Annotated in this window: 18 protein-coding genes; 5 read left to right on the plus strand and 13 right to left on the minus strand. The window is 61.6% G+C overall.

Features of this window, described 5'->3' with window-relative positions; translation table 11 throughout:
• Positions 1-18: 18 nt before the first annotated feature.
• Together ACI2I1_RS07255 and ACI2I1_RS07260 are read right to left on the minus strand one after the other, a co-directional pair.
• Entirely contained in the window at positions 19-441 is a 423-nt protein-coding gene (locus tag ACI2I1_RS07255) for a PaaI family thioesterase (protein ID WP_221542002.1), read from the minus strand.
• Positions 434-901 (minus strand): PaaI family thioesterase, encoded by a 468-nt coding sequence (locus tag ACI2I1_RS07260; protein WP_404678569.1) that lies wholly within the window; start codon positions 899-901, stop codon positions 434-436. The genes ACI2I1_RS07255 and ACI2I1_RS07260 overlap by 8 nt, the downstream gene beginning before the upstream one ends.
• A gap of 324 nt (positions 902-1,225) precedes the next feature.
• Here ACI2I1_RS07260 and ACI2I1_RS07265 point away from each other — a divergent pair, with 324 nt between their 5' ends.
• The 3 genes from ACI2I1_RS07265 to ACI2I1_RS07275 all read left to right on the plus strand — a co-directional run bounded on the left by ACI2I1_RS07265 (position 1,226) and on the right by ACI2I1_RS07275 (position 2,864).
• Positions 1,226-1,912 (plus strand): imm11 family protein, encoded by a 687-nt coding sequence (locus ACI2I1_RS07265; protein WP_404678570.1) that lies wholly within the window; start codon positions 1,226-1,228, stop codon positions 1,910-1,912.
• A gap of 86 nt (positions 1,913-1,998) precedes the next feature.
• Entirely contained in the window at positions 1,999-2,712 is a 714-nt protein-coding gene (locus ACI2I1_RS07270; protein WP_404678571.1) for an imm11 family protein, read from the plus strand.
• Positions 2,712-2,864 carry a hypothetical protein gene (locus tag ACI2I1_RS07275; RefSeq protein WP_404678572.1) on the plus strand — a complete coding sequence of 51 codons (153 nt, stop codon included), beginning with the start codon at positions 2,712-2,714 and terminating at the stop codon, positions 2,862-2,864. Before ACI2I1_RS07270 ends, ACI2I1_RS07275 begins: the two co-directional genes overlap by 1 nt.
• Here the strand turns inward: ACI2I1_RS07275 and ACI2I1_RS07280 are convergent.
• Positions 2,848-3,747 (minus strand): NAD(P)/FAD-dependent oxidoreductase, encoded by a 900-nt coding sequence (locus ACI2I1_RS07280; RefSeq protein WP_404678573.1) that lies wholly within the window; start codon positions 3,745-3,747, stop codon positions 2,848-2,850. The genes ACI2I1_RS07275 and ACI2I1_RS07280 overlap by 17 nt on opposite strands.
• A 108-nt stretch (positions 3,748-3,855) precedes the next feature.
• On the opposite strand from ACI2I1_RS07280, the gene ACI2I1_RS07285 reads away from it, so the two are divergent.
• A complete protein-coding gene (locus ACI2I1_RS07285) occupies positions 3,856-4,299 on the plus strand; it encodes an Rrf2 family transcriptional regulator (RefSeq protein ID WP_404678574.1) in 444 nt (147 codons plus the stop codon).
• A 116-nt stretch (positions 4,300-4,415) separates the two neighbouring features.
• Here ACI2I1_RS07285 and ACI2I1_RS07290 read toward each other — a convergent pair whose 3' ends face one another.
• From ACI2I1_RS07290 to pyrE, 10 genes are all read right to left on the minus strand, one after another.
• Positions 4,416-5,087: a hypothetical protein gene (locus tag ACI2I1_RS07290; protein WP_404678575.1), complete on the minus strand. Its 672-nt coding sequence runs from the start codon at positions 5,085-5,087 to the stop codon at positions 4,416-4,418.
• Between the two features lie 119 nt (positions 5,088-5,206).
• Complete coding sequence (locus ACI2I1_RS07295) at positions 5,207-5,344, minus strand: hypothetical protein (protein ID WP_404678576.1); 138 nt, start codon at positions 5,342-5,344, stop codon at positions 5,207-5,209.
• An 18-nt stretch (positions 5,345-5,362) separates the two neighbouring features.
• Complete coding sequence (ruvX, locus tag ACI2I1_RS07300) at positions 5,363-5,833, minus strand: Holliday junction resolvase RuvX (RefSeq protein ID WP_224811197.1); 471 nt, start codon at positions 5,831-5,833, stop codon at positions 5,363-5,365.
• On the minus strand, positions 5,830-7,110 hold the full coding sequence (locus ACI2I1_RS07305; protein ID WP_404678577.1) for a DUF3089 domain-containing protein: 1,281 nt from the start codon (positions 7,108-7,110) through the stop codon (positions 5,830-5,832). Before ACI2I1_RS07305 ends, ruvX begins: the two co-directional genes overlap by 4 nt.
• Before the next feature lies 1 nt (position 7,111).
• A complete protein-coding gene (locus ACI2I1_RS07310; RefSeq protein WP_404678578.1) occupies positions 7,112-8,257 on the minus strand; it encodes an AI-2E family transporter in 1,146 nt (381 codons plus the stop codon).
• Positions 8,254-9,129 (minus strand): signal peptidase I, encoded by an 876-nt coding sequence (gene lepB, locus ACI2I1_RS07315; protein WP_224811200.1) that lies wholly within the window; start codon positions 9,127-9,129, stop codon positions 8,254-8,256. Before lepB ends, ACI2I1_RS07310 begins: the two co-directional genes overlap by 4 nt.
• Complete coding sequence (gene acpS / locus ACI2I1_RS07320; protein WP_404678579.1) at positions 9,126-9,527, minus strand: holo-ACP synthase; 402 nt, start codon at positions 9,525-9,527, stop codon at positions 9,126-9,128. The genes lepB and acpS overlap by 4 nt, the downstream gene beginning before the upstream one ends.
• A gap of 13 nt (positions 9,528-9,540) precedes the next feature.
• A complete protein-coding gene (locus tag ACI2I1_RS07325; RefSeq protein WP_221541989.1) occupies positions 9,541-10,281 on the minus strand; it encodes a pyridoxine 5'-phosphate synthase in 741 nt (246 codons plus the stop codon).
• Entirely contained in the window at positions 10,278-11,255 is a 978-nt protein-coding gene (locus tag ACI2I1_RS07330) for a serine hydrolase domain-containing protein (protein WP_404678580.1), read from the minus strand. The genes ACI2I1_RS07325 and ACI2I1_RS07330 overlap by 4 nt, the downstream gene beginning before the upstream one ends.
• An 80-nt stretch (positions 11,256-11,335) precedes the next feature.
• The gene (gene pyrE / locus ACI2I1_RS07335; protein WP_404678581.1) at positions 11,336-11,917 is read right to left on the minus strand and encodes an orotate phosphoribosyltransferase; all 582 of its coding nucleotides are present in this window, start codon (positions 11,915-11,917) and stop codon (positions 11,336-11,338) included.
• A gap of 213 nt (positions 11,918-12,130) precedes the next feature.
• Here pyrE and coxB point away from each other — a divergent pair, with 213 nt between their 5' ends.
• Complete coding sequence (gene coxB, locus ACI2I1_RS07340) at positions 12,131-13,216, plus strand: cytochrome c oxidase subunit II (protein WP_224811203.1); 1,086 nt, start codon at positions 12,131-12,133, stop codon at positions 13,214-13,216.
• The last annotated feature ends 14 nt before the right edge of the window (positions 13,217-13,230 follow it).

The following is a 13,230-nucleotide window of genomic DNA, read 5'->3' on the forward strand; positions in this document are numbered from 1 at the left end:
CAGCATCAGCCCCAAGCATCAGCCCTCAGGCTCGGCCATCAGCACATTCATTACCGCCGTGGCGATGGGGCGGGACCGGTCGTCCTGCCATGCCTCGACCGTCAGATTGGCGCTCCGCCGCCCCAGCTTGGTGATGCGCCCCTTGGCGAAGCTCGCCTGGCTCTTGCCCGCGGCCAGATATTGCACGGTGATGTTGATGGGTTTGAGCACCGCATCGCGCCCGATCCGCGCCAGCTCGGTGCGCAGCGCGGCATAGCCCGCCGTCTCCAGCAGCCCGCCGGTCGCGCCGCCATGGAAATGCTCGGGGCGGCCCTCGACCGCCTCGACGAATTCCACCGTCATCACCGGGGCATCGTCTTCCCACTCGGACAGCTTGATGCCCAGCGACCTTGCATAGGGCGTCAGCAGCTCGATATCGGGATGGTCCTTCGCCTCAGCCACCGGGCACCTCCCGTTTCACATTGGCGCTGATCTTCATGAAGACGCCCTGGATATGCGCGACCGGATCATCGGCATCGCCGTCATGCGCCAGCCCGCGGACGAAGGCGGCGCTGCGCGTGATCCGATAGCATTGCGAGCGGCCGAACACCGCCGCACCGGCGCGGGCAGGGCGGACGTAATCCACCCGCAGATCGAGCGTGGCAATGGGTTCGAAGCGGTCCGCGGCCTTCCAGATCGCGATCCCGCTGGCCATGTCCATGAGGCTCAGGATCGGGCCGGATGCCAGCACCTGCTGCCCTTCCTCGCCCAGCAGATCCTCGCGCCAGGGCAGCTCCAGCTCGACCCAGTCCTCCCCGTGATCGGCATAGCGCATGCCCAGCCAGCCGGGATGCCCGCGGCTGGTCAGGAACGGGGTCGCCGTGACGGGATCGAACTTGGGCTGGTTCACGCTATCATTCATTTTTCAGTCACTTGCGTTGGCAAACCCACGTAAATTCAGCCCAGTAGCTCTGCGGCATTCGGGGCCTATTGTCCAACCTCAAATGCCAGCTTCCTTTCCCTGGTTGCGGAATATCCACGCCCGGCAGGTTAGCGTGGCAAGGCCCCCCTTCAGCATCTTTGCCGCTTGCGCACCGCCGGACATCGGGCTTTATAGAACCGGTATCGAATTGGGGGGAATTGGTGCAGGGGGCGCTCTCTCAGCGCTGAAAACTGGGTTCGCAAAGCTGCTTCCGAATGCGCCGTGTGCATGCGTTCGGCGGCTGGTCGTCGCTTTTTGCGTACATTGGGTTGGGGTAAAGGCATGGTCTATTCGCTGGGAGCGAAAGGCGTTTACGAGTTCACGCCGCGTTCGGCGATCCTGGGTAACGAGCAGCGGGGCTGGGATCAGCTCCAGTATCTCGAACCCGAAAAGGTCGATCGACATGCTGCTGCGCGCAGGCGATTCGTAATCGGGTATGGCTATGCCGTTGATCCCGATACCGCACCCCATAAGGTGCTGTGGCCGGACAAGCGCAAGCCGCCGCCCGATTATGCGCTGGGCAATAATGAGATCATGCTGGTCTCGCCCCGCTTTCGCGATCTGGTCGAGCGTTTCGAGCCGGATGTGCACCAGTTCCTGCCGGTGCGCATGCTGCGCCACGAAAACGATACCGAACCGTTCGACACCTTTTACTGGTTCGTGTGCTGCAACCTGCTTGATACGCTCGACCCGGATCTGACCACGTTGACTTGGGAGGGCTCCTACGAGGAGCGAATGGAGTGCGGATTGCGACGCGGCTTCTGGCATTTCGACCAAACCGTCAAGCCGGAGCAGAAGCCGGTGTTCAGCCTGAAAGCGATCGGCGACCATCACCTATGGCGCGATGCCTATCACGTACGAAATTTTGTCCACTGCTCGGACGCTTTCGGCGAAGCGCTGCTGGCCGCCGAGCTGACTGGGTTCGAGCTTTGGCAATACGAGCAGGTTTGAGGGGCGAGCTGCTTCCAAATGCGCCGTGTGCGTGCGTTCGGTGGTTGGTCGTCGCTTTTCGCGTAAATCGGGTTGGGAATAAAGACATGGTCTATTCGCTTGGCAAAAAGAGTGTGTACGAATTCACGCCGCGTTCCGAGATCCTAGGCAACGAGCAGCGGGGTTGGGATCAGCTTCAGTATCTCGAACCCGACAAGGTCGATCGCCGCGCTGCTGCGCGCGATCAATTCGTGATTGGGTATGGCTATGCCGTCAATCCCGATTCCGCACCCGAAAAAGTGCTGTGGCCTGACAAGCGCAAACCGCCGCCCGATTATGCGCTGGGCAATAACGAGATCATGCTGGTCTCGCCCCGCTTTCGCAACCTCGTAGAGCGCTTCGAGCCGGATGTGCATCAGTTCTTGCCGGTGCGGATGCTGCGCCATGAGAACGATGTCGAGCCGTTCGACACCTTTTATTGGTTCGTGTGCTGCAACCTGCTGGATACGCTTGACCCGGAACTGACGACGCTCACTTGGCGTGGCAGTTACGATGAGCGGATGGAGGATGGACTTAGGCGCGGATTTTGGAGCTTCGACTCGGCCGCCGAGCCCGAACAAAAGCCGGTGTTCAGCCTGAATGCGATCGGCGACCACCACCTGTGGCGCGATGCCTATCACGTACGAAATTTTGTGCACTGTTCCGACGCGTTCGGCGAAGCGCTGCTAGCCGCCGAGCTCACCGGGTTCGGGCTGCGGCACTACGAGCAGGTTGGTAATGCATCGCTTACGCGAAGCGAGACTGAAGGAGGCGTGGCCTGATGGTCTACGCCTTTATCCCGGAGATGGAAGCCGACGGTAATTCGAAGATGGGCTTGGAGCCATTCAACTCCGACATCTGCCGCCTCGATCATAAAGCCGGCACAGCGTCGGCTTACCGCGCACCACCGGCTATCCTCACGCCGCCGCTCTGACAGAAGCCTGATGCGCTCCGATGCCCGCCAGCACCCCCGCTGCGGAGGCAAGCGTGGCATTGTGCATCGGCGTGGCGCCATCGCCCGCCGCCCATACCCCGGCGACCGAGGTGGCGCCCCATTCGTCGATCTTGACGTAAGGTCCGGTTGGTCCATCCTCGTGCACGCATCCGAGCATCGCGGCGAGCGGCGTGGCGGGCCTGGTTCGCGGCGCCGTAAACACCGCCGCTACTTCCACGAGCCGTCCATCCGCGAGGCGGACGCCGTCGAGGGCGGGCGCTTCGCCCATCAGTTCCACCACCGGAGTACGCTCGATGGTGATGCCGCGAGCGGCGAAGGCATGGATCTCGGCCGGTTCGGGCTCGAATTCTCCCTGGGTGAAATAGGTGGTCGGCCCCCAGTCGGGGATCAGGACGGCCTGATGCGCGGACATAGGATGGGCCGCGATCACGCCGAGCGGCAGGTCCCGCATTTCGTATCCGTGGCAGTAAGGACAGTGGAGCACGGTTTCTCCCCAGCGCTCGCTCATGCCCGGTATCGGCGGCAACTCGTCCGCGACGCCGGTTGCCAGGACGAGACGCCTGGCGCGGTGTTCGCTGCTGCCCGCCACCTCGATGGCGAATCCATCGCCGTCGGCACGGGCAGCGATGGCCTCGCCGGAGATTACCTCGGCACTGGGATAGCGCAGCAATTGAGCACGGGCATCGCGGATGATCGCTGCAGGTGCCCGGCCATCCTGTCCCAGAAAGCCGTGGGCTTCGTCTGCAAAGCGGTTACGGGGCATCCCCGCATCGATCACGAGCACCTTCTGCCGCGCCCGCGCCAGCTGCATCGCAGCCGACATTCCTGCAAAACTGCCGCCCACCACAATCACATCGTACATGTCGTCACCTTTCACATAACATTACCTGTTACATGATAGGCTTTCAGACCTTTTGCAACATCGAATGTGACATGATATCGCGATGGTACCTAATCGGAGTTCGAAAATTTGGACGCGCGCCTTTCCCGAATGCTTCACCTGCTGATCCACATGGGCCGGATGGACGGACCTTTGACGTCCGATGCGGCTGCGGTGATGCTGGGCACCAATCCGGTCGTGATCCGGCGGACGATGGCAGGGCTTCGCGATGCCGGTTACGTGCGCTCGGTCAAGGGCCATGGGGGAGGCTGGTCGCTGACATGCAAGCTGCACGAGATCACCATGCTCGATGTGCACCGCGCGCTGGGGGAGAACCGGATTTTTGCGCTCGGCCCCGCCGATCCCGACCCGGCGTGTCTGGTGGAACAGGCCGTCAACGCCTCACTGGAGAGTGCGCTGCGCGAGGCGGAGATATTGTTGCTGGAACGCCTGGCCCATGTCTCGCTGGCCGATATCGCCGCTGACTTCGACCAGCGTTTCGGGGAGCTGCCGCCTGACGATCGGGCGAACTAACGCAATGCTTCTGGAAAGGCAGACCAGCACTTCCGTAGCAAAGCTGGCAGTTCAGGCAATAATGGCCCGGATATGCTGGACTTCGACGCCCAAAACGCGATTGCGGGGATCCTCGCTCATTGCGCTTCGCCCGCGATCCGGCATTCTTCGAGCGCGAAGACATCTTTCATGCCGATATCCATGATCGCTTGAGCTAGCGCATCAGACACGAATATCTTGTTATAAAGCGCTTCCTCGAACCAGAGGTCTGGCCCTTCTAGTGCCGCATCGCGAAGAACAACTTCATCCTCGATCCAGTCATCAACTTTCCACCGCTGTTGACCCGTTTTCTTTACGACCACAAATTTGGAAACTTTTTTGCTCGACTCTGGGACTAAGGTATCCTTGCGGCATCCGAAGTTCAGCAAGAAGAACTCGCCGGGATAGGGGGTTTCCAGATCCGCCTGATAAATGGTAAACGGCAGCAAGCCGCCTTCGCCCAGATCGAAACGGGCCAGAACTTCGGCGAGCTTGCCCTGCACGGCGTAGAACGGGCCCGCCATGAAGATCTCTTTCACCTTCTTGAAGCGCTTTTGATCCCATACCGCTATGGCCTCAGGGAATTCCGATCGCTCAAGCGCAAAGCCCTCTCGATGACGCCTTGATGCAGCGTGAACGTCATCGGGCGAAAGCGGTATCTCCAGAGAAGCGGGATTCCATTCATGGCCAAAAAACTTGGTTCGCGCGCCCTGCTTCAAGCCGATATTATGATTGCTCAGCACGCTGCTCATCCACACTTTGCTACTCATGCCGCTATCTCCAAGCAGAATGGCCGTTCCGGCCATCCGCCTTCGTCGTCATTGCTTGGTGCGATAGCCACTTGGATGCTCTGGAGATAGTCTTCTTACGTGACCCGCCCGCCAGCGTCCTACCAGAGCGTGTAGACGGTCAGCATGAACAGGATCACCAGCACGCAGAACGCCGCCGCGCGTCCGGCTGCCGACAGGAAACCGCCTGTCTGGTCATCGCAGTTGTCTGGCTGCTCGAAGACTTTCAGAAAACTCATATCCGTTTTTGCTCCCCATCAAAAACCGCCACCTGCCAAAGCGTCTATCGCACCCTGCAGAATGATCGCAGCGGCGTGGCTGTCGACCTTCTCTGCCCTCTTCGCACGGCTCATGTCCTGGCCGATCATGGCGCTGAGCGCGCTCGAGGTCGACCACCTTTCGTCCCATAGAAGGATGGGAAGTTCAAGCGCCTGGGAAAGATTTCGGGCATAGGCGCGGCTCGCCTGCGCGCGCGGGCCCTCGCTGCCGTCCATGTTGAGCGGCAGGCCGATCACGATACCCTTGATATTCCGCTCGGCGACGATCTCCTTCAGCTTGCCCGCATCCTTGGTGAACTTGCTGCGCGGCACGGTCTTGCCCGCTGTGGCATAGCGCCAGCCGGCATCGCACACGGCCACACCGATGGTCTTGGTGCCGAGATCGAGGCCAAGCAGCGCGCCGCCTTCGGGCAGCGCATCGCCATATTCCAGCGCGTTGGCGGTAATCACGCTTCGGAGGGAGCCGGCGTAGCCGGTGCAGCCAGCGCGCGGACCCGGCGCAGCACGTCTTCCTGCAGATTCTTCCAGAACAGCGGGATGTCGTAGACGTGGTAATTGCCGCCCGGCAGCACGCCGGGGCCAAGATCGGGCGGATCGCCGATCAGCAGCAGGCCGCGTTCGTCGCAGCGGGCGGGAATGGCGCCCACGATGAGCTCGCCCGAGCGCAGATCGGCGCTGGGCTTGAGCGTGCCGAGATTGGCCTCTGCCGGGGCCGAGCCGCCGGTCGCCCCGGTCAGCGGATTGACGCACAGGATCGGCCCTTCGCCGCGCGGCTGCCCGTCGAAACCGGGGGTGGCCTGGTACCGGCTTTCGAACAGATCGGCATCGCCGTCGTCGCTGAAGGCGGAATAGGCGATCAGGCAGCCGGTCTGTGCGGGGGCGGCGCAGGCCGGAAGGGGCAGGGCGGGCAGATCGTGTTCGATCGAGATCGGCCAGCCGATGGCATAGACCGCGGCGATCCGGTCGCTCAGCCCGCGCGCCTCGGCCCGGTCGATCAGCAGGCGCAGGATATGGATCGCGCCCTGGCTGTGGCCGGCCAGCACGATGGGCTTTTCGGGATCGACGCTGTCCAGGAAATAGTCGAACGCCTGCGCCACATCGGCATAGGCCGCGTCGATCGCCTGCTGCGCCTCGGGCCGGTCGGTCAGGAAGGCCCCGGCTGCCGCCTGGCGGTATTTCGGCGCCCAGATTTCGTCGGCCCGGTTGAAGGGGCTGGCCAGCCCGCGCAGGAAGGTTCGCGCCCGGCTGTTGGTCGCCGCATCGTCCAGCGTGGCGTTCCAGGCGGTGCCTCCGGCTTTCAGGAAACTGGTCGGCGGAACGAAGAAGACGGCGAAATCGGGGATTGCGGCCGGATCGGCGGCTTCTCCGGTGACGGAACCCGTTGTTCGGGCGTCAGCGGCCCGATCAAGAGGGCGTTCGGGGCCAATTCCGGAACGATTTGGGGTGCTCTCTGCGGTCGGATTGGTAGCTGCGCCAGCCTCGTTTTCGGCAGGCTGGGCGATGGCCGGCTGGTACCGCGCCGGGTCGCTCGTCCCCAGGCCGGGCCGCGAATACCACATCTCCGGATCTTCATAGGCATTGGCGGCCAGCGCCTCCTGCTCGACGAAGTCTCCGCGAGGAACAAAAGCGATTTCAGTGGCTTCGCGCGACCATATCGACAGCGCGATAGCCCCGCCGATGACGATCACGATGAGCAATGCGACGATGAAAAGGAACTTGCGGACCATGTCAGGCAGCTTCCGGCGCGGCGTGGGGTTCGACATCTCCCTTGCGGCGCGCCGACCGCCGTTCGAGCGCCACCTTGATCATCGCCAGCAACGGATCCGCCAGCGCCAGCCCCAACAGGCCGAACAGCACCCCGAAAATCAGCTGCGCAGAAAGCACCAGCGCGGGCGCCAGATCGACGGTTTTCTTGGCGATCATGGGCACTAGCACATAGCCGTCGAAGTTCTGGACGAGGAAATAGACGAAGATCGTATAGAGCCCCATGTCAGTCCCGCCGGAGAAACCAACGAGGACCATCAGAATGCCTGAAATAATGGCGCCGATGTTCGGGATGAAGGCCAGAAGGCCGGTCAGCAAACCCAGCAAAGCCGCCATAGGGACCGAGCCGGTCCCGATCACCATCCCGCCGAATGCGAGCATGATCCAGGTAAAGAATCCCTCGAAGGCCATGCCCACCAGTCGCCCGGCCATCAGGCGCCGCAGCGTATAGGCCTGGTGGCTCAGCGTGTCGTAGAACCCGCCGCGCTGGCTCGCGGGCACGATCCACGCGACGCCGCGCTCGTAAATGCGTGGGTCGATTGCGAGGTAAATGCCGATAATTATGATCAAAAATAGTGTGGTAAGTCCGCCGAAAATGCCGCCGATCGCTTTGGTTACCGTGCCGACACCGCTTGCCATGCTGCCGGCGAAACTCTGGATGTCGCCGGACCGGATGGCGAAGCCCTTCGACTGGAGGAAGCCGATCAGCCGCCCGAGTTGCTCATTAATGATCGACGGGAATTGGGCGGCCTGCTGCGAGATCTGCGATCCGGCGAAATATCCCAGCCAGATAAAGAATGCCGTCACCAGCAGCAGCACGATGGCTACCCGCAAGCCGCGCCCGACAGGAATGACCTTGGCCAAGAGGCGCGCCCCGCCGTCGACCATGCAGGCAAAGACCATGGCGCCGAAAATCACCAGCAGCGACTGGGAGATGTGGATCACCAACACGATCAGCCCGATGACAAGCCCCCAGACGAGCGCGCGGCCAGCTTCGAACCGCAGCTTCGGATCGCCGATATAGGTCGGGCTTGCGCCCGGATCGTCGTGATAGGCAAGGTCGCTCGTATCGACCTGCTCGTTTGCAGTCTCCGACGATTTATCAGTCATTCCGTGCGGTTCCCTGTCTGCGCCGGGCGGAGCGTGGTCCAGGCACGGCCTTCACGCAAGCTTGTAAACCAGGAGATGGGGTTGAGCGTCGTCGTGCCATCGAGCGAGAAGGTGATGAATTCCGCCCGGCCGCCGATATTGGTCAGCGGAACCGGCCCCAGCAGGCCCCGCGAGGAATTGAGTTCGCGGCTGTCGGCCGAATGGTCGCGGTTGTCGCCCATTACGAACACGGCATCGTCGGGAACGGTGATCTCGGCGAAGTTGTCGAGCGGCTGATTGAGGTGGTCGATTATCAGGTAGGTCGCCCCATTGGGCAGGGTTTCCCGGTACACCGGCACCCGGCAAACCGGCGTTCCATCGTCGTTATTCACCAGGAAGGTGGGATCGCCAAATCCGTAGCAGCGCGAATTCTCGTCGACCGGGAGGTCGAGCGGGGGCTCTGCTTCCTGCCGGATCGGATTACCGTTGAGAATGATCTGGCCGTTCTGAACCGCGATCCGGTCGCCGGGTAGGGCAACAACCCGCTTGATGTAATCCTCGTCCCGCTCGGGGTGAACCGGGATCACGATATCGCCATATTCGGGCGTAGAGGCGAACAGCCGCCAATCGCCGCGCGGCGCTAGATGAAAACTGATCGAGGACCAGTTCCAGCCATAGGGATATTTGCTGACCACCAGCCGGTCGCCGACAAGCAGGTTCGGCAGCATCGATTCCGAGGGAATGTAGAAAGGCTTGGCGATAAAGCTGTGAAACGCGAAAACTGCCAGCAACATCAAGGCCAGGCCGCGAATTTCTGCGATCCAGTCGACGCGCTTGTCGTCCTGCTTGTTCTTCTTGGTCTTGTCGGTCACTGCGGCGGTATCTGCACTCATTCGGGAAGGGCTTCGATGATCACGAATGCCTGTGCCCATGGATGATCATCGGTGAGAGTTAGATGAATGCGCGCCTCATGGCCCTGCGGCACCATTTCGGCAAGCCTTTCCGCCGCGCCGCCAGTCAGATGAAGCGTCGGCGCGCCAGATGGGGCATTCACTACGCCGATGTCCTTGTGAAATACGCCTTGCGAGAACCCTGTCCCGACCGCTTTGGCAAAGGCTTCCTTCGCCGCCCAGCGCTTGGCAAAAGTGCCGACCCGGGTGAAGGGACGCTTGTCCGCCTTGGCACGCTCGACATCGGTAAAACACCGCTGCTCGAATTTCTGGCCCCAACGTTCCAGCGAATTGGCGATGCGGTCCATATTGGTCAGATCGTTGCCCATGCCGATGATCATCTGAGCGTTCCTCTCATCTGGCCTCGTCCATCAATTCGCGCATGTGGCGCACCGCCTGCTCCAGGCCAACAAACACAGCTTCTCCAACGAGATAGTGGCCGATGTTGAGTTCGGCGAGCTGCGGAATGGCGGCAATCGGCTGCACGTTTTCATAGGTGAGCCCATGGCCAGCATGCGGCTCGATGCCGTTCTTCGCCGCTAGGGCGGCCATGTCGGCGACGCGCTTGAGCTCCTGGGCCATCCTTTCGTTATCGCCGTCCAGGTGGGCGTGGGCATACTCTCCAGTGTGGAATTCCACCACCGGCACACCAAGCCGCAGAGCAGCGTCGAGTTGTCGCTCTGTCGCCTCGATAAACAGCGAGACGCGAATGCCTGCATCGCGCAATTTGGCGACGATCGGCGTCAGCGTATTGTGCAGTCCCGCCGCATCGAGCCCGCCTTCAGTCGTGCGTTCCTCGCGCTTTTCCGGCACGATACAGGCTGCATGCGGAGCATGACGCAGCGCGATCTCCAGCATTTCTTCCGTCGCAGCCATCTCGAGATTGAGCGGCAGGTCGGTCGCTTCCTGAATACGCCGCAGATCGGCATCCCTGATATGGCGGCGATCCTCGCGCAGATGGGCAGTGATACCGTCGCCGCCGACACTCGCCACGATTTGGGCAGCGCGAACCGGATCGGGATGGTCGCCACCGCGCGCATTGCGAATGGTGGCGACGTGATCGATGTTCACGCCCAGGCGGAGGGGAGGGGTCATTGACATGCAACTGCGCTCAATATGTCGAAGGTAAAGCCGTTCCCGGACCACACTTCGCCGAAGGAGAAGATATCTTCTCCTTGCTCTGTGGCCATTGCGACGATGATGCCGCTGTCGGGCAGGATGAGATTGCGAATCTGATATTTGCCGATGGCACCGCGGCGCTCGACAATCCGGACATCGCCGATACAGCCGGCGAGAGGCGCGGCGAATGCCCATTGGCCCAGAGCCATGTACCCAAGCGCCGGATCACCGGTCCACATCGCTTGTAATGGTTCCTCGGCGAGGAGACGTTTGGCGAGCAGGGCCCGGTCAAATCTGACCATATCCGAAAGCGGCCCAATCAAGCCGCCCGCTGCGCCGTAGCGAGGAAGGATCTTTCGATAGAGTTCGTCAGAACTTGCAAATTCAAGCGTGTCGCCGCCGCCCAGAAAGCGTGTTCCAGTTAATCCGGCTGGGCCGGCGACCATGTCGGAGACAAGTTTCTCGAGAGAATGTCCCGTTACAATCTCGAGGGCCGCACCAAGCACGATGTAATCGCAATTGTTATAGCTATAGCCCGTCTCCGGAGGCTCGCCCAGCGTGCTCGTACACCAGTCCAGAGTCGAGGGAAGGTCGCTCGTGTAGAACGCAGGCCAATCACCCGATGATCCAGCTTCGTCGGGATTGGGAAGAGGGGACCGATGCTGAAGCAGTTCACGCCAGGTGACGCTACTGCCTACGAGACGAGGGATGTAGCGTCCGACTGGTTCGTCGAGCGACAGCTTGCCCATGGCGACCTGTTGCATGGCCAATGTGGCCACAACTTGCTTGGTCACCGAAGCCCAGGGCCAGGGCTGATCCGCTGCCATCGGCCCAAAGGTGCGGCTCTGTATGTCCTTGCCGCCCAAAGAGAAGGCGATTTCGCCGCGAAAACCATTGGCCTCGGCCAGCCTGGAAATTGCGGTGTCAGCCGCGTTTGTAGCATTCGTCACTCCCTCTCCGGGCACCCCGCCAACTGACGCGCAAGCGCCAAGAAGAGTGAGCGCAGAGGCAAGGAGCAAGGGGCGAAAGATCAAGCCTTGCGGCTTCCGGGCTTGGTGATTTCGATGGCCGCCAGCGCCTCGGGCACCTCGTCTTCGGCATAGGTCGGGAAATTGATGTGAATGAGCGGGAAGAACGGCACGCCCGGATCGGCGGACCCGTTGCTTCTATCGACCAGAGCAACCTCGGCGATCACTTCGCCGCCTTCGCGCTTTACCGCTTCGATGGCTTCCTTGCTGGAGAGACCGGTAGTGACGACATCTTCCACCATCAGGACCTTGGCACCCGGCTCCAGACGGAAACCGCGCCGCAGCTCGAAAGTGCCCTCGGGACGTTCGAGGAACATGGCGTCTTTACCCAGAGCGCGTCCCATTTCCTGGCCGATGATGATGCCGCCCATTGCAGGGCTCACGACCACATCTATCTGATTGCGGATATCTCGCGGTATCTTCTGGCCAAGCGCAAAGGCGAGTCGTCCGGCGCGCTCGGCGTTCATCAGCACGCGTGCGCACTGTAGATAATGCCCGCTGTGGCGTCCGCTGGAGAGCAGGAAGTGACCTTGCAGCAGGGCGTCGCTGGCGCGGAATTCGGAGAGGATTTCGTCTTCTGTCATAGTGCGAAAACCCAAAGCGCCTCGCGACGATTTGCGCAAGAGGCAAAGGAGGATGTATATTTTTATCCCGCCGCGGCTTGAGGCTGGCTCAAACCCTGCCTATAGGGCGCATCGCAACCGGGCCTCGCTTGAGGGGCGGATTCCTGCGTGCTTGCGGAGTTCGCAAAGCGTCGCATACCGACAGACGACACGACACGAAAGAGTTCCAACCTAATGAAAACTCTCGGATTTCACCGGATCGTAGCCAGCCTGGCGATGGCCGTTTCGCTGCTGCTTGGCGCACAGGTGGCGTTGGCGCAGACGACTCTGGAGCAAGGCGACCTCGTCGGCCCTGTTCCCGATGAAACTCCCTCGGCAGCGCTTGAGGCAGTCGATCCTGCCGAAGCTGCGGATGTGGCCGATCCCGATGCAGTAGCAGCGGGCAGCGGAGCTTACACACCGATGAAGCCGACCGCAGGCAAGGGGATGCCGGTGGATGCGGGCATCGACATTCAGCCTCAGTATTCGCAGACTGGCGAGTTCGCTTACGCGCTCCACTCCGGCCTGATCTGGGTCATGGTGCTGATCTGTGCCTTCGTGCTTGCGCTGATGCTCTACGTCGTGATCCGTTTCCGCCGGAAAGCGAACCCGGTACCGTCGAAGACGAGCCACAACACGCTGGTCGAGGTCGTCTGGACGGTCGTTCCCGCGCTTATACTGCTCGGCATCGCCATCCCTTCGATCACGCTGATTGCCAAGCAGTATGAAACGCCGCCCAAGGACGCCATCACCATCAAGGCGATCGGCTATCAGTGGTACTGGGGTTATGCCTATCCCGACAACGGCGACTTCGAGATCGTTTCTAACATGCTGGATGCCGATGAAGCGGATGCCCGCGGCGAACCGCACCAGCTTGCGGTCGACAATCGCATGGTCGTCCCCGTCGGCGTGCCGATCCGCCTGCAGGTCACCGGCGCCGACGTTATCCATTCGTTCGCCGTGCCGAGCCTCTGGTTCAAGATGGACGCCGTTCCGGGCCGCCTGAACGAAAAGATCTTCCAGGTCGATGAGCCCGGCGTATACTACGGCCAGTGTTCGGAACTGTGCGGCGCACGCCACGGCTATATGCCGATTGCAGTGGAAGCTCTGCCGATGGACCAGTACAACGCCTGGGTTCTTGCTCAGGGCGGCACGATTGCCGGTGCGGAAGAAGAAGGTGTAGAAGCCAATCCTTCTGCCGCTCCGCTGCAGGAACCCGAAAGCAGTGAACCCGGCGCGCCGGGTGCAGGTGCGGCACCGGTTGCACCGACCGAAGCGTAATAGTAAGCTTTTTC

Source organism: Qipengyuania sp. NPDC077563 (assembly GCF_044901345.1).
GTDB lineage: Bacteria > Pseudomonadota > Alphaproteobacteria > Sphingomonadales > Sphingomonadaceae > Qipengyuania > Qipengyuania aestuarii.